This window comes from Sphingomonas sp. GW821-FHT10C01, assembly GCF_059415525.1.
Map to the genome: position 1 here is coordinate 1 of NZ_JBWKNK010000004.1, position 20,020 is coordinate 20,020.

Annotated in this window: 14 protein-coding genes; 10 read left to right on the forward strand and 4 right to left on the reverse strand. The window is 66.3% G+C overall.

Annotation, left to right across the window (positions count from 1 at the left end):
* Positions 1-270: 270 nt before the first annotated feature.
* A complete protein-coding gene (locus AC07M1_RS15730) occupies positions 271-1,203 on the reverse strand; it encodes a dihydrodipicolinate synthase family protein (RefSeq protein ID WP_495163571.1) in 933 nt (310 codons plus the stop codon).
* A 130-nt stretch (positions 1,204-1,333) separates the two neighbouring features.
* Between AC07M1_RS15730 and AC07M1_RS15735 the strand changes: the two genes are divergently transcribed.
* The 10 genes from AC07M1_RS15735 (at position 1,334) to AC07M1_RS15780 (ending at position 16,973) form a co-directional block, all read left to right on the forward strand.
* Positions 1,334-2,662 carry a metal-dependent hydrolase family protein gene (locus tag AC07M1_RS15735; RefSeq protein ID WP_495163572.1) on the forward strand — a complete coding sequence of 443 codons (1,329 nt, stop codon included), beginning with the start codon at positions 1,334-1,336 and terminating at the stop codon, positions 2,660-2,662.
* Between the two features lie 68 nt (positions 2,663-2,730).
* The gene (locus tag AC07M1_RS15740) at positions 2,731-4,413 is read left to right on the forward strand and encodes an alpha/beta hydrolase-fold protein (protein WP_495163573.1); all 1,683 of its coding nucleotides are present in this window, start codon (positions 2,731-2,733) and stop codon (positions 4,411-4,413) included.
* Positions 4,414-4,425: 12 nt separating this feature from the next.
* The gene (locus tag AC07M1_RS15745; RefSeq protein WP_495163574.1) at positions 4,426-5,163 is read left to right on the forward strand and encodes a hypothetical protein; all 738 of its coding nucleotides are present in this window, start codon (positions 4,426-4,428) and stop codon (positions 5,161-5,163) included.
* Positions 5,164-5,314: 151 nt separating this feature from the next.
* Positions 5,315-5,884, forward strand: coding sequence for an RNA polymerase sigma factor (locus AC07M1_RS15750; protein WP_495163575.1), 570 nt, complete (start codon positions 5,315-5,317; stop codon positions 5,882-5,884).
* Positions 5,853-6,833, forward strand: a complete 981-nt coding sequence (locus AC07M1_RS15755) for a FecR family protein (protein ID WP_495163576.1) — start codon at positions 5,853-5,855, stop codon at positions 6,831-6,833. Before AC07M1_RS15750 ends, AC07M1_RS15755 begins: the two co-directional genes overlap by 32 nt.
* 151 nt (positions 6,834-6,984) lie before the next feature.
* Positions 6,985-10,233, forward strand: a complete 3,249-nt coding sequence (locus AC07M1_RS15760) for a TonB-dependent receptor domain-containing protein (RefSeq protein ID WP_495163577.1) — start codon at positions 6,985-6,987, stop codon at positions 10,231-10,233.
* Positions 10,233-12,152, forward strand: a complete 1,920-nt coding sequence (locus AC07M1_RS15765; RefSeq protein WP_495163578.1) for an alpha/beta hydrolase family protein — start codon at positions 10,233-10,235, stop codon at positions 12,150-12,152. The genes AC07M1_RS15760 and AC07M1_RS15765 overlap by 1 nt, the downstream gene beginning before the upstream one ends.
* An 11-nt stretch (positions 12,153-12,163) precedes the next feature.
* Complete coding sequence (locus AC07M1_RS15770) at positions 12,164-13,954, forward strand: DUF885 domain-containing protein (RefSeq protein ID WP_495163579.1); 1,791 nt, start codon at positions 12,164-12,166, stop codon at positions 13,952-13,954.
* On the forward strand, positions 13,951-15,750 hold the full coding sequence (locus AC07M1_RS15775; RefSeq protein WP_495163580.1) for a DUF885 domain-containing protein: 1,800 nt from the start codon (positions 13,951-13,953) through the stop codon (positions 15,748-15,750). Before AC07M1_RS15770 ends, AC07M1_RS15775 begins: the two co-directional genes overlap by 4 nt.
* Complete coding sequence (locus AC07M1_RS15780; RefSeq protein WP_495163581.1) at positions 15,747-16,973, forward strand: M1 aminopeptidase family protein; 1,227 nt, start codon at positions 15,747-15,749, stop codon at positions 16,971-16,973. The genes AC07M1_RS15775 and AC07M1_RS15780 overlap by 4 nt, the downstream gene beginning before the upstream one ends.
* A gap of 26 nt (positions 16,974-16,999) precedes the next feature.
* Here AC07M1_RS15780 and AC07M1_RS15785 read toward each other — a convergent pair whose 3' ends face one another.
* Genes AC07M1_RS15785 through AC07M1_RS15795 form a run of 3 tightly spaced genes read right to left on the reverse strand, consistent with a single transcriptional unit; the run spans position 17,000 to position 19,991 of the window.
* Positions 17,000-17,824 (reverse strand): ABC transporter permease, encoded by an 825-nt coding sequence (locus AC07M1_RS15785; RefSeq protein ID WP_495163582.1) that lies wholly within the window; start codon positions 17,822-17,824, stop codon positions 17,000-17,002.
* Entirely contained in the window at positions 17,821-18,996 is a 1,176-nt protein-coding gene (locus AC07M1_RS15790; RefSeq protein ID WP_495163583.1) for an ABC transporter permease, read from the reverse strand. Before AC07M1_RS15790 ends, AC07M1_RS15785 begins: the two co-directional genes overlap by 4 nt.
* Positions 18,981-19,991: an ABC transporter substrate-binding protein gene (locus tag AC07M1_RS15795; protein WP_495163584.1), complete on the reverse strand. Its 1,011-nt coding sequence runs from the start codon at positions 19,989-19,991 to the stop codon at positions 18,981-18,983. The genes AC07M1_RS15790 and AC07M1_RS15795 overlap by 16 nt, the downstream gene beginning before the upstream one ends.
* Between the last annotated feature and the right edge of the window lie 29 nt (positions 19,992-20,020).

Consider the following 20,020-nt stretch of genomic DNA (forward strand, 5'->3'; position numbering starts at 1 on the left):
CGCCGATGACGTTCCCCGATCCCCGCTCGAAACCCGTCCCGGCCCCGGTGAAAATGGCAACCATCGGAAATCCCCCGCATCACTGGCCGGAAAGCCGGCCTGTCAGAAGAGAGATCGAAGGAATCGCCGAAGTGTTTAGAAGAATTTTGTCACGATGCATCGTCGTGAGAATCTGAATGTGATCAATCGAATGGTGACCATCCGTTCGATCCGCCCAACCAGCCGCGAGGTTGGGCACAGCGATCCGCTTCGATCGTCAGCCGTGCGGCCTCAGGCCGCAAGGTCGTTGACGCGATAGCCATAGCGTTCGTCCAGTCCCAGCTCGCGGATCGCCCGGACGCCCGCCGCCAGCGCGGCGGAATCGAGTCCGCGCAGCGGCTTGCGCAAGGTGCCGACGGGCAGGCCGCAAGCCTGCATCAGTGACTTCACCGCGACCGGATTGATCGCCGAATAGTTGAAATGCATCAGCGGCAGCAGCGCCAGATATTGCTCGCGGAAGCGCGCGGCGTCGCCCGCGTCGCGCCACGGCGTCGACAATGTCGCCATTTCGGCGGGGGCGAGGTTGCCGGTCATGTTGGCGGTGCCGTGCCCGCCCAGCGCCATGGTCGGCACCACCAGCCCTAGATTGGGGGAGTCGCAGCACATCACCGACACGTCGGGGCGCGCGGCAAGGATGCGGCCGACCTGACCGACGCGCGCGGTCGATTCCTTGTGAACCACGATGTTGGGATGGGCGAACAGCTTGAGCAGTTGCGTCCAGTCGAGATCGGTCTTCACGCGGGGCGGGTTGTTGTAGATGCCGAGCGGGAGGTCGGTCGCGTCGGCGATCTCCAGATAGAAGTCGACGATGTCGCTCTCCGGCGCGCAGATATAGGGCGGCGGGGCGATGATCGCGCCGTCGGCGCCGCTCGCCGCGGCGAAGCGGACATTGTCGATCACCTGATCGGTGGTGGGACCGCTGCAGCCGTAGAAGAACAACATGTCGGCGGGGCGCAGCTTCACCGTCTCGACGATCAGGCGCTTCTTCTCCTCAGGCGTGAGCAGCGTCGGTTCGCCGGTCGACCCCATGAACAGCACGGCGCGGGTGCCATGGTCGCCCAGGTGCCGGATCAGCGTGCGGAACGCGCCGAAATCGATTCCTCCGCTTGAATCGAACGGCGTCACCGTCGCCACGAACGACCCTTCGATCCGCATCTTCGTCATCTCTGTCTTCCTTGCCCTCTGGATTGTCGCAGGCCCTTCCAGCTACGACGGGCAGGCCGCACCGATCCGCCATGTCCGACTGGCGGAAATGCGCGCGCCGGACGTCGTTCCGGGCAGGAGGAGGGCAGGCATGGGGACGACGCGCATCGGGAAGGTGATGGCGGTGATGCTTGCCGGGGCGATGCTCTGCTCGGCCGCGCCGCAGCGTAATGTGCCGCCGGCGGGGGAGGGGTTGATCGCGCTCAAGGCGGCACGGCTGTTCGACGCGACCAGTGAACGCCTGCGCGAGGATGCCGTGGTGCTGGTTCTCGACGGGCGCATCGTCGGCGTCGGGGCTTCCGCAGACATCCCGACCGGGACGCCGGTGATCGATCTGGGCGATGCGACGCTGCTGCCGGGCTTCATCGACGCGCATTCGCACCTGACGCTCGAATCCGATGCCGACTATTACCGCCACGTCTTCAAGCAGATGATGCGCACGCAGAGCGAGCAGGCGTTCTACGCCGGGGCCAATGCCCGTGTGACGCTGGAGGCGGGCTTCACCACCGTCCGCCATGTCGGCGCGCGCTATTTCATCGACATCGGGCTGCGCAACGCGATCAACGCGGGTCTCACACCCGGTCCGCGCATCCTGGCTTCGGGCAATCCGATCACCGCGCGTGGCGGGAGCTGCGATCAGCCACCGTTCCCGGCCGAGCGCGTCGCGCCCAAGACCGCGATCGACGGCGTCTGCTCGGGCGGTGCCGAATGCCGCGAGGCGGTGCGCCACCAGATGAACAACGGCGCCGACGCCATCAAGATCTGCGTCTCCGGTGGTGTGCTGTCCTGGGATCCGGTCGACGTTCCGCAGCTGACGCGTGAGGAGATCACGGCAGCCGTCGAAGAGGCGCATAACTGGGGTCGCAAGGTCGCCGCGCACGCCCATGGCGACACCGCCGCGCGGATCGCGATCGAGGCTGGGGTGGATTCGATCGAGCATGGCAGCTTTCTCAGCGAGGCGACGCTCAAGCTGATGAAGGCCAAGGGCGTGTTCTTGGTGCCGACCTGCACCGCGATCGACTGGGTCGAGAGTCATTCGGGCAACTATCCGCCCAACATCGCCGAAAAGGCGATCGCCGCATCGAAAGCGCATCACGATATGCTGCGCATGGCGATCCGTATCGGCGTGCCGATCGCGGCGGGCACCGACATGAGCGTGGTCGACAAGGGCCATGGCAAGAACGCGATCGAGATGGTGCTGCTCACTCGTTATGGCATGCGCCCCGCCACGGCGTTGATCGCCGGCACGCGTGAGGCGGCACGGCTGCTCGGCGTCGCCGATCGGGTCGGCACGATCGAGACGGGCAAGGACGCCGACATCGTCGCGGTCGCCGGAAATCCGGTCGCGGATATCGCCGCGACCCAGAAGCCGGTGCTGGTGATGCAGCGCGGGCGGATCGTGATGCGAAAAACCGGCTGACCGACTGGCGGAAATCGCGGCCGTATCCATCCTCCCTTTGAAGGGACAGTTTTGCGAGGGGGATGCACGTGATCGGACTGGGTTCGGCAATCGGCAGGGCATGGCGTGTGATCGCCATGCTGATCACGGTCACGCTGGCGCTTCCAGCAGCAGCACAGCTCAACTTCTCGGTCCAGCTTCCCGCCGATGCCGGCGGCCCGGTGACCGGCCGGCTGATCGTGGTTGCCGCCGGCACCGATGTCGCCGAACCGCGGACCGCGATCGGCATGCTCGGCCCGCCCTCCTTCGCGGTCAATGTCGACGCGATGAAGCCCGGTGCGAGCGTCACGGTCGGACAGGATTCGATCGGCTATCCGATCGACCTCAAGAGCCTGCCGCCCGGAGAATATAACGTGCAGGCGGTGTTGATCCGCTATGTCCAGACCAAGCGCTCGGACGGCCATACCCTATGGGTACCCGCACCCAATCAGGCGCGCGCGCCGGCGTATCTGAGCGGCGGGAACCTGTTCAGCAAGGTCGCCAAGGTCCGCATCTCGCCGATCGCGAGTGCACCGATCGCGCTGGCGCTGACCGAGACGATCCCGCCGCCGGCGGCGCCGGTCGAGACGCCCTGGCTCAAGCATGTCCGCATCAAGAGCAAGGTGCTGTCGGACTTCTGGGGAATCCCGATGACGATCGGCGCGACAGTGCTGCTGCCCAAGGGCTTCGACGAACATCCGAACGCGCGCTATCCGGCGGTCTATGCGCTGAGCCATGGCGATATCCCGTTCGGTTTCACCACCGATGCGACCACCGATACCCCGCGCGCGCGCGAACGCGCCGCCGACGGCGCGCTGGAGACCGGGTACCAGTTCTACAAGGATTGGGACGGCGAGGGGATGCCGCGCTTCGTTGCGATCACGCTGGAGCAATACAGCCCCTATTTCTTCGAATCCTATGTCCTCAACTCGGCCAATAACGGCCCGTGGGGCGACGCCATCACCAAGGAGCTGATGCCGTATCTGGAGAAGAAGTTCCGCCTGATCGACCAGCCCTATGGCCGGATCGTCGAAGGTGCATCGACCGGCGGGTGGGAGACGCTCGCGCTCCAGCTCCACTATCCCGACATGTTCGGGGGTGCGTGGATCTTCAATCCCGACCCGATCGACTTCACCCGCTGGGGCGTGGCCGACATCTACCGCGAGCCGAACATGTTCGAATATCGCGTCAGCGAATGGCAGACCGCCGAGCGGCCGTTCCGCCGGACGCGTGAGGGGCTGCCTGGCCTCTCGATGCGCGACCTGTCGAAGCTCGAGCTGATGCTGGGCGATCGCGGGCGCGGCTTCTATCAGCTCGCGATCTGGCAATCGACCTATGGCCCGACCGACAAGGACGGCTATCCGCGCGCGCTGTTCGACCCGCTGACCGGCGTGATCGATCGTGAGGTCGCCGAATATTACCGCGCCAACGGCTTTGACCTGACTCACTACGCCAAGACGAACTGGGCGAAGCTCGCGCCGAAGCTGTCGGGCAAGCTCAACTTCTTCGCCGGCGAGCAGGACGAGTTCTTCCTCAACCTGGGCGTCTACAAGTTCGAGGAAATGGTGCGCGAGGTCGGCGGCGCCAACTATCCGATCCGCTTCGAATATGGCCGGCCCAAGAAGGGCCACAACTGGCACCACACCGATTGGACCGGGGTGATCAAGGAAATGGGCGCGCATGTGCGCAAGAACGCCCCTGCCGGCGCCCCCGTGGCTGACTGGAACTATTGAGGAGATCGAGCGATGACGGCACCCTCCTGGAGAATGGCGCTGGCGATCGGCACCGCGCTTGGCATCGGCACGCTGTTGCCCGGCGGCTGGGCGGTCGCCACCTCGACCCCGGCTGAGAAGGCGCGCGTCGCGACCTTCGACGAGATCAACGTCGGCCGCGTCAACATCGTCGAGCCGAACGGGAAATACCGGCTGGTGCTCGCCAACAAGGCGCGCTTCCCGGGCCTGTTCATGGACGGCAAGGAATACAAGCATCACAGCCGCGATCAGGGCGGGATGCTGTTCTTCAACGACAATGGCGACGAGGTCGGCGGGATGGGCTTCGGCAACCGCACCGTCGACGGCAAGAATTCGGCCAGCGCGTCGATCCTGTTCGACCAGTATAAGCAGGATCAGACGGTGGGGATGGTCTATTCCGAGAACGACCGCAGGCGCGTTGCCGGGGTCCGCGTCTGGGATCGCCCCGACGCGTCGATCCAGCCGCTGATGGAAATGAGCGACCGCGCCGCGCGCGAGTCCACCGAGGCGGGCAAGGCCAAGATCCGCGAGGAGATGATGGCGCATGCCAAGGCCAATGGCGGCGTCGGCGCCGAACGCTTCTTCGCGGGCAAGCAGCTGGAGGATGCCATCGTCCGCCTCGCCGACAAGCAGGGGCGCCCGCGACTGGTCATGAAGGTGGGAGACGACGGCCTGCCGGTGATCGAGTTCCTGGGCGAGGACGGCAAGGTGGTGAAGCGCATCACGCAATAGGCGCTTCCAGCACCCCGCATGAAACATATGCGGCGGGTACTTTGTATCCGTCGCGTATTTTCGCGTATTATCAATATTTTACTTTGATATTATTTGGATTTTATGACGGTTTTTTCTTGACGTCGATTTGGTTTGCTGATGCTCTCTCCATATGGACCATCAGGCCCGCCTTCTCTGGTTCGCGCGCGAAATACTTCCGCATGAGGGCGACGTCCGGCACTGGCTTGCCGGGCGGATCCGCGGGCTGACCTCGTGCGAGCTCGATGAGGTGATCCAGGAGGCTTATGCCCGGATCTGGACCGCGGATATCGAGCGGATCGTCAGTGGCCGCGCCTATCTGTTCGTCACCGCGCGCCATATCGTGGGTGAGCATGTCCGACGCTCGCGGATCGTTTCGATTGAGCTGGTGGCGGATTTCGAGTCGCTGAACATCGTCGATGATGAGATCGGCGCGTTTCGCCGGCTGAGTGGAAAGCAGGAACTGGCGCGGTTGCATGCCGCGATCGCGACCCTGCCGCCCAAATGCCGGCAAGCATTCCAGCTCAAGAAATTCGAGGAGTTGTCGCAACGTGAGATCGCCGAGCGTATGGGCATCTCGGAAAGCACGGTCGAGAAGCACCTGGCGAAGGCGCTGCGGCTGTTGATGGAAGCGATGAAGGCGCCACAGACAGGCGCGGAGGATGACGAGCGTGGCAAGCGTAGGTTCTGGGGATTCGGATAACGCCGAGTCGCGCGCCGCCGCCTGGGTCGTCCGTTCTTCCGAAGGTCCGCTGACCGCTGAAGACCAGCAGGCGCTCGACGCCTGGCTGGCGAGTGACACGCGGAACCTCGGGGCATGGGTGAAGGCGCAGGCGGCGTGGCTCGACGTCGATCGTCTCGTTGCGCTGGATACCGGCACGGCGAACGAGCCGGTGCGCGTTACGAAACCGCTGCCGTGGCGCAAGATGGCGATCGCCGCATCGGTACTGTTCGCGGTCGGGGTCGGCGTTGTTGCCGAGGATCAGCTGCCCGGCAGGATCGAGACGGCGCGCGGCGAGGTGCGTCGTGTCGCGCTCGAAGACGGATCGATGATGTTCCTCAATGGGGGCACCCTGCTTCAGGTGCGCTTCTCCGGCGGTCAGCGCCGCATCGTGCTGCGCCGGGGCGAGGCGTCGTTCAAGGTTGCACATGATGCCGCCCGGCCGTTCGTGGTCGAGGCGGGGAACGTCTCGGCGCGCGCGGTCGGTACAGACTTCACCGTCGGCAGGGCGGCGGATGGCGACATCGCGGTGACCGTCGCCGAAGGGCGCGTCAAGGTGACCGATGCGGATCGCCGTGCGCCGCGCCAGCTCATGCTCGGCCGCGACGAGCAGTTCGTTGCCGCGACGATCGGTCCACGCCGTGCGCGTCTCGACCCGCGCGAGGTCCAGCGTCAGCAGGCATGGCGTAGCGGCCAGTTGATCTTCCGCGGCCAGATGCTCGCGACCGCGGTCGCGGAGGTCAATCGCCATGCCGACAAGCCGGTGGTGATCAATGATGCGTCACTCGGCCGGGCCGAGTTCATGGGCGTGTTCCGCGTCGGTGACTCGCGCGCTTTCGCCAACGCCGCCGCAGCCGCCTTCAATGGCGAGGTGAGCGAGACTCCTGACGCCTTCATCCTCTCGCGCAGGCAAAACTCCCCCTCGCACTAGCGTCCGATCTACCGCAACGCGGGACGATTTCGATCCGGAGTGGGGGATTTCGCACATCCGTTCCTCTCTCCCCTTGAGGCCGGATAACCGGCGAACCAGGGGGAGACAGCCAATGGGCGAGCGGCAAAGAATGCGGAGCGGAGCGCGGGCCATGTTTCTGGCGGGGGCGGCGATCGCCAGCCTCGGCGCGACCATCGCGGCCACGCCCGCCTGGGCGCAGGCGGCACGGCAATATTCGGTACCGGCCGGTGACGCGGGCGATGCGGTGCAGACCGTCGCGCAGCAGTCCGGCCTTCAGGTGATCGCCCCGGCGGCGGACCTTGCCGGTGTCCGTACGCATGCGATCAAGGGCAGTTTCAGCGCGGTCGAGGCGCTGCGGCGGATGTTCGCCGGAACGGGCCTTGAGGTCGTGCAGACCGCGGGCGGCGCGGTCATGGTCCGCCGCGCCGCGGCGACCGCGGCGGCTCAGACAGCGGCGCCGGATCAGGAAACCCCGGCCGCGAGCGAGGATGTCGTCGTCACGGGTTCGCGCATCCAGCGACCGGGCTTCGACACGCTGCAGGCGGCAACTTCCACCGACGCCGAGGAGATCGAGCGGCGCAGCTATACCAATGTGCTCGAGGCGCTGCAGGATACACCGGGCTTCGCGCCCGCCGCGTCGAGCCAGATCGGGACCAGCCAGGGCACGCTCGGCATCGCGCAGAGCTTCGCCAATTTCTTCGGCCTGGGGTCGCAGCGTACGCTGAGCCTGGTCAACGGGCGGCGTTTCGTGTCGTCGAACACCGTGTCCGGTTCGGGTGGTTCGACCTCGCCCGGCTCTCAGGTCGATCTCAACCTCATCCCCGTCGGGCTGATCGAGCGGGTCGAGACGGTCGCGATCGGCGGCGCGCCGGTTTATGGTTCGGACGCGATCGCGGGCACCGTCAACGTCATTCTCAAGGAGAAGTACGAGGGCTTCCAGCTCACCGGTCAGGCGAGCATCAGCGAGCGCGGCGATGCCGCGAACCAGATGGTGCGAGCGCTGATCGGCAAGAACTTCGCCGGCGGGCGCGGCAACATCGTGGTCGGCGCCGAATATGTCCGCCAGGAAGGCATGGTGATGGGGCGCCGCTTCCCGTTCCGTTTCCTCACGCCATCGGGCAACACCAATCCCAGCGACGGCATTTCCTCGCTGATGGTGGTCAACGACCTGCGGTACGCGCCGCTGACCGATGGCGGCCTCCCTTACCGCACGAGCGTTCCGATGCCCGGAACCTATATCGTCGATGCTGCGGGAAATCCGCTGCAGTTCGGGACCAATGGCGATCTGGTCCCGTACCGCGTGGGCGCGTCGTTCTTCGGTTCGTCGATCTCGGGGATCCCGGTCTACGCCGATGGCGGAGACGGGATGAATCCGGCGAAGCATACCAGCCTGTTGTCGCCGAACGAACGCTATCTGTTCAACCTCAACGCCAATTTCGACGTCACCGACAGGGTCAATGTCTTTGTCGAGGGATCCTACGCCCACACCAACGGCACCAAGCTGTCGGACCTGTTCCAGTTCGCCGCGCCTGGCATCCTTGGCGGCCCGGCGCTCTCGATCAGCGTCAACAACCCGTTCCTGTCGCAGCAGGCACGCTCGATCCTGGCGGCGAACGGTATCACCACCTCGTTCCGGCTCAACCGCAACTTCAACGACATCGTCGACCGATTCCCGGCCAATTCGACGTTCGACGTGTTTCGCATCGTCGCGGGGGTGAAGGGCGACTTCAAGCTGGGCGCCGAGAGCTGGAACTGGGATGTCTCGTACAATTACGGGCAAAGCCGCAACCGCTCCGAATTCAACTCGATCAACCTCACGCGACTGCAGAATGCGCTCAACGCAACCAGCACGACGACGTGCGCGGTCGGTGGTGACTGCGTGCCGATCAACATCTTCGGCGAAGGCGCGGCGAGCGATGCCGCGGTCAACTATGTGCTCGACCGTGGCGTGGGCATCGGCAAGAATTCGATGGAGGTGTTCTCGGCGAACCTCAGCGGTACCTTGCCGTTCGGCATCGCGGGGCCGATTTCGGTCGGCATCGGTTACGAGCATCGGCGTGAGGCGGGGTCGTTTGAGGGCGACGCGATCCTCAATGGCGGCCTGACGCTGCTGAATGGCGCGATCGCCTATCCCGACGCGCCCGAGGGCAGCTTCAACACCGACGAGTTCTATGGCGAGGCGATCGTCCCGCTGCTCAACGACGGGATGAACCTGCCCTTCATCAAGGCGCTGCAGGCGGAGGGCGCGATCCGCTACGTCGATCATTCGGTCTCGGGCGGTGACATCACCTGGTCGGGCGGCGCGCGAATGCAGACTCGCCTCGACGGGCTGACCTTGCGCGGCGTCTATACCCGTGCGATCCGCAACCCGTCGCTGGTCGAGCTGTTCCTCAACACCACGCCGGTGGCGCGTGGCGGCAACGATGTATGCGCCGCCAGCCGCGTAGGCGCGGGCCCCAATCCCACCGTCCGTCTTGCCAATTGCACCGCGGCGCTCGCCGCGGTCGGCGGACCGGCGCCGGGCCAGTTCCTCGCCACTACCAACGGCGCATCGCCCTTTGGTCAGGTCGGCGGCAATCGCGAGCTGGAGAATGAGAAGGCGCGTTCCTGGTCGCTGGGGCTGGTCTACCAGCCGCCGGCGATCCGCAACCTGCGGCTGTCGATCGACTATAGCCATATCCGTCTGGCCAATGCGATCTCGCGCTTCGACCTCAACACCGCGCAGGCGGCCTGCTATGACAGCCCCAACTTCCCGAACGAGACTGCCTGCCAGGCCTTCCGCCGCCTGAATGCGGCCGAAGCGGCTGCACAGAGCGCGGCGACGGGGCGGCAGCGCATCGCGGGCGATATCGCCGATGGCTATCAGGAAACCTATTACAACAGCGCGCTGCTCGACTTCGCGGGGATCATCGGCGAGATCAACTACGCCTTTGCCGTACCGAACGTCGCGGGCACGGAACCGGGCCAGCTGCGGCTGGGCGTCAAGGCCTTCTACATCGACTATTTCCGCAACCAGGCATCGGGCGGATCGCCGGTGATCGAAGGGGCGGGAACGGTGGGCTCGCCGCGCTGGGACGTCAACGGTCGGATCGGTTACAGCTTCGACCCGTTCGATTGGGACGTTCAGCTGCTGTGGAGCAGCAAGACCGTCCACAGCCGGACCGCGACGATCGAGAATACGCCGGTCAACGATTATCCGTCCTACACGTTGGTCAACACCACCTTCAGCGCCAGGGTCACCGATAATTTCTCGCTCCAGTTCAGCGTGCGCAACCTGTTCGATCGCGCGGTGCCCTATTCGGCGACGGTGAACCGCGCCTTCGGCGTGTTCGATCCGATCGGGCGGACCTTCACGGCACGTGCGGCGGTGTCGTTCTGATGCGGGCAGGTCTGATTGCCGCCGCATTGCTGCTTGCTCTGCCCGCCGCCAACGCGTCGGAGCAGACCAAGCGCTATACGATCGAGCAGCTGATGGCGGCGGAGACGTTCGGCGGCATCTCCTTCTCGCCCGACGACCAGCTGCTGCTGACCACCAGCAACCGCACCGGCATCGCCAACCTCTACACGGTGCCGGTCGCGGGCGGACCGATGCAGCAGCTCACCCACTCGACCAAGGAGACGGTCAACGCGATCGGCTATTTCCCCGACGACCGCCGCATCCTCTATTCCAGCGATCAGGGCGGCAACGAGCTCGCGCATATCTATGTCCGCGAACTCGATGGCAGCGTGCGCGACACGACGCCGGGGACAAAGCATGTCGCGCGGTTCGTCGAATGGGCCAAGGACGGCAAGTCCTTCTTCGTCCAGACCAACGAACGCGATCCGCGCTATTTCGACCTCTACGAGGTCACCACCGACGGCTATGTGAAGACCTTGCTGTTCGAGAATGACAAGGCGTATCAGATCCGCGCCGTCAGCGCCGATCGCCGCTATGTCGCGATGAGCCGCATCCACGACAACGCCAACAAGCGCGTCTATGTCTATGACCGCACGGACAAGGCGCTGCGTGAGGTCACCGCCGGATCGACCCCCGTGTCGGGCGAGCCCGAGACCTTCGCGCGGACCGGGTCGACCCTCTATTTCACCACCGACGATGGCGGCGAGTTCACCAAGCTCGCCCGGATGGATCTCGCGACCGGGCGGCGCGAGACGATCTTCGCGCCCAAATGGGACGTGTCCGGCGCCGCGCTCAGCCGCGACGGGCGCACGATCGTCGCGACGGTCAATGAGGATGCGCGCGGCCGGCCCTATCTGTTCGACGCCGCGACGCTCAAGCCGATCCCGCTCGCCGATCCGGCACCGGGGGCGAGCGTCGGCCTGCGCCTCGGCAATCGCGGCGGGATCGCCGCGATCTCGCTGACCAACGGCGCGACGCCGGGCGATATCGCGATCCTCGACCTCAGGACCGGCAAGCGCCGCCCGTTGCTCAATGCCCAGGCGCCCGGCGTCGCGCAGAGCGACCTGGTGCCCGGCAAGATGGTCCGCTTCGCCTCCTATGACGGGGTTCAGGTTCCAGGCGTGCTCTATGTGCCGCACGACGCCAGGCCCGGCGACAAGCGGCCGGCGGTGATCCATGTCCATGGCGGGCCCGGCGACGAAAGCCGGATCGGCTACCGGCCGCTGATGCAATATCTGACCAACGGCGGCTATGTCGTGTTCGAGATCAACAACCGCGGCAGCTCGGGCTCGGGCCGCACCTTCTATCACATGGACGACAAGCGGCATGGCGACGCCGACCTCGATGATGTCGTCGCGGCGAAGAAGATGCTGGTCGCGACCGGCTTCGTCGACGGCGACAAGATCGCGATCGAGGGGCAGAGCTATGGCGGCTACATGACGCTCGCCGGGCTCGCCTTCCGCCCCAAGGAGTTCGCCGCCGGGGTCGACATCTACGGCGTGTCGAACTGGCTGCGGCTGCTCAAGAACACGCCCCCTTGGTGGGAGGATCTGCGACGGCTGCTCTATACCGAGGTCGGCGATCCCGCGACCGACGAGGCGTACCTCACCAAGATCTCGCCGGTGTTCCACGCCGACCGGATCGAGCGGCCCTTGCTCGTGCTTCAGGGCGCGAACGATCCGCGCGTGCTGCCGGTCGAGTCCGAGGATATCGTCGCCAAGGTCAAGGCGCGCGGCGTTCCGGTCGAGTATATCGCCTTCCCCGATGAGGGGCATGGCTTTCGCAAGAAGGCCAACCAGATCGTCGCCTATCGCGCGATCCGCGAGTTTCTCGACAAGCATGTCGCCAAGCGTGGCGACGATCCGGATGCGGCGCGCGGCGGCCTGCCGATCGGCGAATGAACGGCCCGACGATGAGCCGGCGGGCGCTGCTCGCCGGCAGCGCCGCGCTCGCCGCCTGGCCGGTCGCGGCGGCGGCATCGGATGAGGCCGCACGGCTCGACGCGTTCTTCGAGGCGTCGTTCCGCAAGCGCATCGCCCGCAATCCGCTCAGCCAGTCGGGACTGGGTCTCAAGGACGGGCAGGATCGCTGGCCCGATCCCGGCGATGCGCGTGCGGTCGAGGACGCCGGACTCGTCCGCGCCGAGCTGGCCGAGCTCGCTCGGTTCGATATCCGCGCGCTGGATCCCGAACGGCAGCTTAGCGTGCGGTTGTTCGACTATGCCGGCCGGCAGGCGCTGACCGCGCACCGCTGGCGCGGCAATCGCTATCCGGTGTGCCAGATGCGCGGGCCGCAGCGCGTCATTCCCCAGACGCTGATCAACAACCACCCGATCGCCGATCGAGCGGACGCACAGGCCTATGTCGCACGCCTGCGTGGCGTGAAACCCTATCTGGAGGCGATCGTCGCGGGCCTCGACGCGCAGGCCGCGGCCGGAGTGCTCCCGCCCAATTTTTCCTACCCACTGGTGATCGGCAATTGCGCGGCGCTGATCCGCGGCGCGCCGTTCGGTGGCACCGGCGACAGTCCGATCCTCGCCGACTTCCGTGAGAAGGTCGGCAAGCTCGCGATGGCCGAGGGCGAGCGCGCCCGGCTGGTGCAGGATGCCGAGGCGGCGATGCGCGACGGCTTCGGCCCCGGTTTCCGGACGCTGATCGCCTGGCTCGAACGCGGGCAGGCGCGAATGACGCGCAACGACGGGGTGTGGAGCCTGCCCGAGGGCGACGCCTATTACCGCGTCGCGCTCGAGCTGGAGACGACGCTGCCGCTCACCCCGCAGGAGGTGCATCGCACCGGACTGGAAGAAGTGGCGCGGCTTCATGCGGCGATGCGCGCGGTGATGGCCAAATCGGGCTTCAGCGGGTCGCTGACCGATTTCTTCGCGTTCGTCGGCAAGGACGACCGCTTCTACTATCCCAATACCCCGGCGGGCAGGACTGCCTATCTCGACGCGATGCGCGGGCATATCGCGGCGGTCGAGGCGCGGCTGGGAGAGGTGATGACGCGCGTCCCCAAAGCCGGGATGATCGTCAAGCCGGTCGAGCCGTGGCTCGAACGCTCGGCCGCGACCGCGGGCTATTTTGCACCCGCGCCCGATGGGTCGCGGCCGGGAATCCTTTACGTCAACACCGTCGAGATGCGGAACCTGCCCAAATACGAGCTGTCCGCGCTGGCCTTTCACGAGGGCGTTCCGGGCCATCACCTCGAACGCGCGATCAGCCAGGAGCTGGCGCATCTGCCCGCCTTCCGGCGGCAGGGCGGCTATACCGCCTATAGCGAGGGCTGGGCGCTCTACGCAGAGCAACTGCCCTATGCGATGGGTCTCTACACCGATCCCTATCAGGAGTTCGGCCAGCTTTCGCAGGAGCTGATGCGCGCCGGGCGGCTGGTCGTCGATACCGGGCTGCATCATCTGCGCTGGAGCCGCGAGCGTGCGATCGACTGGCTGCTCGCCAACACGCCGGGTAGCCGCGCCGATCATGTGACGGCGGTGCAGCGCTACATCGTCACGCCGGGGCAGGCGACCGCCTACGAAATTGGCAAGCTCAAGATGGTCGGGCTGCGCGAACGCGCGGAGAAACGGCTGGGGCGCCGCTACGACGCGCGGCGGTTCAACGATGCGCTGCTGGGCAGCGGTCCACTGCCGCTCGCCCTGCTCGACGAAGTGATGACGCGCTGGATCGCGAATGGAGGCAAGGCATGATGATGACGCGGCGCGGGATGATGGGCGCGCTCGCCGCGACGGCGATGCCGCTGCCCGCCTGGGCGCTTCCCGAGGACGAGGACACCCGGCTCGACGCCTTTTTCGAGCGCGTGTGGCAGCGTGGGATCGACCGCAATCCGGTGCGCCAGTCGCAACTCGGCATCAAGCGCGACCAGGACAAATGGAACGATGTCGGCGAGGCGTTCGCGATCGAGAATCTCGAACTGCTGAAGCAGGATCTTGCGGCGCTCGCCGGATTCGACCGGGCACGACTGTCTCCGCAGGCGCGGATCAGTGTACGCATGTTCGAGGACGATGGCCGCAAGGCGGTGGCGCGCTTCGCCTTGCGCCGCGACGATTATCTCATGACCCAGATGGGCGGGATGCACACGCGCGTGCCGATCACCCTGCTCAACGCGCACAACATCGCCGACCGCGTCGATGCGGAAGCCTATTGCGCGCGGATCGAGCGGGTCGCGCCGCTGATGGATCAGGTAGTGGTTGAGCTGGCGAAACAGGAAGCGGCGGGCGTGCAGCCGCCGCGCTTCGTCTACCGGCTGTTGATCGAGCCGAGCGAGAACATGCTCAAGGGCCGGCCGTTCGATGACAGCGAAGCCGACTGCCCGATCCTCGCCGATTTCCGTGCCAAGCTCGCCAAGGCCGGTATCGCCGATGCCGATCCGCTGATCGCCCGCGCCCAGGCTGGACTCAGCGGGCCGTTCGCCGGGGGCTATCGCAAGCTGATCGCGCATCTGCGTGCTGCCGAGGCGCGCGCGGACACGCGTGACGGGGTGTGGAAGCTTCCGCGCGGCGACGCCTATTACCGCCAGCAGCTGGAGGCCTATACGTCGCTGCCGATCGCGGCGGAGGCGATCCACAACCTCGGTCTCGAGCAGGTCGCGCGCATCCATCGCGAGATGAGCGCGATCATGCGCAAGGTCGGCTTCGCCGGCACGCTCCAGGCATTCTTCGAGCATGTCCGCACCGATCCGCGTTTCTTCTATCCGCAGACCGATGCCGGCAAGGCCGCCTATGTCGCCGATGCCGAGCGGCTGCTCGCCGAGATCCGTGGGCGGCAGGGGGAGCTGTTCTCGATCATCCCCAAGGCACCGGTGGTGGTGCGCCCGGTCGAAGCATGGCGCGAGCGGTCGGCGGCCAAGGCCTTCTACCAGAACCCGCCGCAGGACGGGTCGCGGCCGGGGGTGTTCTATATCAACCTCTACGACATGAAGGCGCAGCCCAAATGGCAGCTCGCGGCAACGCTCTATCACGAGGCGATCCCGGGTCATCATATCGAGACCTGCGTCGCGCACGACATGGCCGGACTGCCCAAGTTCCGGCGCTTCGGTGGCGTCACGGCGTTCAGCGAGGGCTGGGGACTCTATTCGGAGCGGCTACCCAAGGAACTGGGCCTTTATGCCGATCCCTACGACGATTTCGGCCGCCTCTCGCTCGAACTGATGCGCGCGTGCCGGCTGGTGGTCGACACCGGCATCCACGCCAAGCGCTGGAGCCGCGAGCGTGCGGTTGCCTACATGGATGCGAACATGCCGAGCAGTCACTACGACAACCAGCGCGAAATCGACCGCTACATCGTTCTGCCGGGCCAGGCTTGTTCCTACTATGTCGGGATGCGCAAGATCCTCGAATTGCGTGAGCGGGCGAAGGCGAAGCTGGGCGCAAGGTTCGACATTCGCGGCTTCCACGACACGGTGCTCGGCAACGGGCCGCTGCCGCTGCCGATCCTGGAGGAACAGGTCGATGGCTGGATTTCGCGGGGAGGGCGCCGGGCATGAGGCGGTCGTTGATCAGCCTGACGGCGCTGCTGCTCGCCAGCGCGGCTCATGCCGAAGCGCCGCATTATGAGGTGAAGGCGACGTTCGCTCCGGACGGCGCACTCTCCGCCGACGTCACCGTGACGTTGACCGAGGCGCTGCCGGAGAAGGCATTCCTGCTCTCGAAGCGCTTCACGCTCGAGCCGATGCAGCTGCCGCGCGGCGTGACGATGAAGAGCGAACCGTCGGCCTCGCCCATGCCCGATCTCGTCAAATACAGCTTCAGCTTCGATCGGCCGAGCGTGCAACCACGCAAGCTGCGCTTCCGCTACGCGGGCCCGATCGTGACGGCGAACGACAGCGGTAACCCACCGTTGCGCCCCGAAGGCTATGAGCTGTTCATCGATCATATGTGGTTCCCGGTCGGCGCCGATATCCAGACGCGCTTCACGGTCGACGCGACGATCGACGGCCTTGCGCCCGATCTCGTCGTGGTCGCGCAGGGGGATGTCACGCGGACCCCGACCGGCGCGCGCATCCGCCGCAATTTCGTCGATATCGATTTGCCGATGGTGGCGATGCGCGGCCTCAAGCGCGCCGACGCGCATGGCGTCGAATTCTATGCCCGCGATCTCGATACGCGATTGTCCGGCTTCTACGTCAAGCATGCCGAGGGCGCGGCACGCTATTTCGAGGCGATGTTTGGACCGCTGCCGCGCAAGGTGCGGATCGCACAGGTCTGGCGGCCCAAGTCGCTGGGCTATGCCCGGACGGCCTATACCGTCGTGTCGGAGGGCGGGCGCAGCGGGCCCGATGTCGCCGAGATCAACCCGGCCGCCTATGTCGCGCACGAGATCTCGCACGCCTGGTGGATGCTCGCCAGCCCGCTCACCGACGATTTCTGGCTGGTTGAATCGACCGCCTCCTACATGGCACAGCGCTATCGCGAGGCGGCGTTCGGCGTCGCCGAGGCAGAGAAGGCGCTCGCCGAGCTGCGCAAGGCCGCGGCGACCGCGGGGGCGGTGATGGGGCATGGTCGGCCGAACCGGGTTCAGCTCTATGCCAAGGGGCCGGTGCTGCTGGTTGACCTTGAGCGGCGGATCGGGCGTCCGGCGATGGATCGGCTGATGGCCATCATGGCGCGCGAGCCGGTGCACACCACCGCGATCTTCCTCAAGCATCTGACCGAAATCGGCGGGGCCGATGCCGCGCGGGAGTTCAAGGCAGCGCTGCTCGCCGCCTGAGCCTTGGGACTGAATGTCGATCCGCCCTAATGGGTGGGCGGTCCATAGAGCCGCTCCGCCCGACGGCGCAGCAATTCGGCGCTCCCGAGCAACAGCGTGGAGGCGACCACCAGCAGCGTCGCGGCGGCGGTGATCGCTGGGCTGATCTGCTCGCGCACGCCCTCGAACATCTGGATCGGCAGCGTACGCTGCTCGGGTCCGGCGAGGAACAGCGTGACCACGGTCTCGTCGAACGAGGTCATGAACGCGAACACCGCTCCCGCCGCCACCCCGGGCGCGATCAGCGGCAGCAGCACACGGAATAATACCGTCGCCGGTGGGGCACCAAGACTGGCTCCAGCACGCAGCAACGACCCGTCGAAGCCGTGGAGCGAGGCCGCGACCACGATCACCACGAATGGCGCCGCAAGGACGGTATGCGCAATGATCAGTCCGACGAAGCTGTTGGTGAGGCCGATGGGCGCGAACAGGAAGTAAAAGGCGATCGCGACGACGATCACCGGTACCACCAGCGGCGCGCCGAGCAAAGCGACGACGAGCGGCCGCGCACGCGACTTCAAATTGACCAGGCCGATCGCGGCGAGCGTGCCGAGTGGGGTCGCGATCGCGGTGGTCGCGCCGGCGATGATCAGGCTGTTGGCGAAGGACCGCGTCCAGTCCGGCGATGTCGCCAGCATCCGGTACCAGCGCAGCGACAGCCCGCCCTCGGGGAAGACGAGGAAGCTGGTCGGGTTGAACGACATCGGCACGATCGCGAGGATCGGCAGCAGCAGGAAGGCGAGGACGAGTCCCGCGAAGCCGATCAGCGCGAGGCGCGCGGCTCGCTCGCCCTTGGAAGCCGGCGCGCTCATATCGGCCGCCAGCCCGAGACGGCGCGCCCGAGGATCAGCACGGCGCCGAGCGGGAGGATCAGCAGGATGCTGAGCGCGGCGGCCATGCCCCAGTTGAGCGAGCGGTTGGTGTAGAAGGCGATCGATGCGCTCACCATCTGGTCCGCGCCGCCGCCGACCAGCGCCGGGGTGATGTAATAGCCGAGCGCCAGCGTGAACACGATCACCGCGCCCGCGATCACGCCCGGCAACGTCTGCGGGAGATAGACGCGGACGAAGGCGGAGACCGGTCCGGCGCCGAGCGAGCGCGCCGCGCGCAGCGTGTCGGGCGGCACCTGCCGCATCACGCCGTAGAGCGGCAGGATGAAGAACGGCAGCAGCACATGCGTCATGGCGATATACACGCCGGTCCGGCTGTAGAGCAGCGGCAACGGCGCCTGCGCGAGCCCCAGTGCCTGAACTACCCTGTTCACCACTCCATTGGTCTGCAGCAACACAACCCACGCCGTGGTTCGCACCAGCGTTGAGGTCCAAAAGGGCAGTAGGACGATGATGAGCAGCGGGTTGGTGAGTTTGGGGGGGGCGTTGGCGATCGAGTAGGCGACCGGGTAGCCAAGGGTGATGCAAAGGAGGGCGACGATCGCGCTGATCTTGAAGGTGCGCAGTAGAATCCCGACGAACACGGCCTGTTCGGAGGGGACGGAGACGATATTGCCGTCGGGATCGACGCGCCGATCGAGCGCCGCCCAAAGGTAGAAACTGCTCGAGGGGCCACTGGCGTGACGCATCGCCGACCAGGTCGCGCGGTCGCCCCAGCGCGGATCGATCCGGGCGAGGTCGGCGACCGAACCGCCGGCCGCGCCCTGATCGAGCCGGGCAGCGGTCGCGAAGATCAGGCTGCGCGAGCCGACGATGTCATAGTTGAGGCGATTGGCGACGCGGTTGATCGTCCCGGCCTGACCCGCCGCCCGCATCTCCCGCGCCGCGGTCGCCGCGGCGGCATCGGGGGGCAGGGCGGTGCCGTCCCACGCGCGCAGCGCCTCCGCCGTGCGCGGCATCACCGCGGGCAGCTCCTGCTCGCTCACCCCGCGCATCAGCATCAGCGCGACCGGCGCGGCGAAGGCGACGAGCAGCGTGACGAGCAGCGGAGCGAGCAGCGCGAACGGCCAGAGCCGCTTCACCGCGCGACCCATGCGTTGAAGCGCTGGGTCAGCTCGTCGCCATATTCGACCCAGAAATCGCCATCGAGCTTGAGCGCGCGCTTCATATTCTCGGGCTCGGTCGCGGTATTCTCGCGCCAGCGCGGTTCGATCGCTTCCTGCGCCGCGCGGTTGGTGAGGCCGGTGGGCATGATCCGCGCCAGGTTCATCTGGTTTTCGGGCCGGGTGGCGAAACGAATGAACTGCATCGCTTCGGCCTTTCGCGGGCTGTTCTTGAGGATCGCCCAATAATCGACGGCATAGATATTGCCGTTCCACTGGAGCTTGAAGTTGCGCTTCTCGTCGCGGTTGGCGACGACGAGACGGCCCGGGCTGGTGACCGACATCACCACCTCGCCCGAGCCGAGCAGGTCGGGCACCTGCGCCACCGACGACCACCAGACGACATGCGGCTTGAGCTCATCGAGCTTGCGGAAGGCGCGATCGACCCCGGCGCGGGTACGCAACAGCGGATAGATTTGTGCCGTGGGGACGCCATCGGCCAGCAGCGCGATCTCGAGCGCATATTTGGGCGTCTTGCGGATGCCGCGCTTGCCGGGGAAGCGGCGCACGTCCCAGAAATCGGCCCAGCTTTGCGGGCCGGCACCGGCGATGCGATCGCCATCATAGCCGATCAGATACGACCAGAGCTGCGATCCCACCCCGCAGGTGTTGACCGCGGCATCGGTGAAGGTCGCGCGTCCGCCAAGGGCGGCCCAGTCGAGCGGCTCGAACAGGCCTTCCTCACAGCCGAGGATGATTTCCTCGGTCTCGGCCTGAACGACGTCCCAGCTGGTGTCGCCGCCAAGCACCTTGGTCCGGATCACGCCGATCCCGCCGTGCCAGCTGTCTTCACGCACGGCGATGCCGGTCGATTTGCTGAACGGCGCGACCAGCGCCTGGCGGTCGGCCGCCTGCGAACTGCCGCCCCATCCGACCACGGTCAGCGGTCGTGGCTCCTCGGCTCGATCGCATCCGGTCAATGCCAACAAAGCGGCAAGACCGACGAACCCTATTC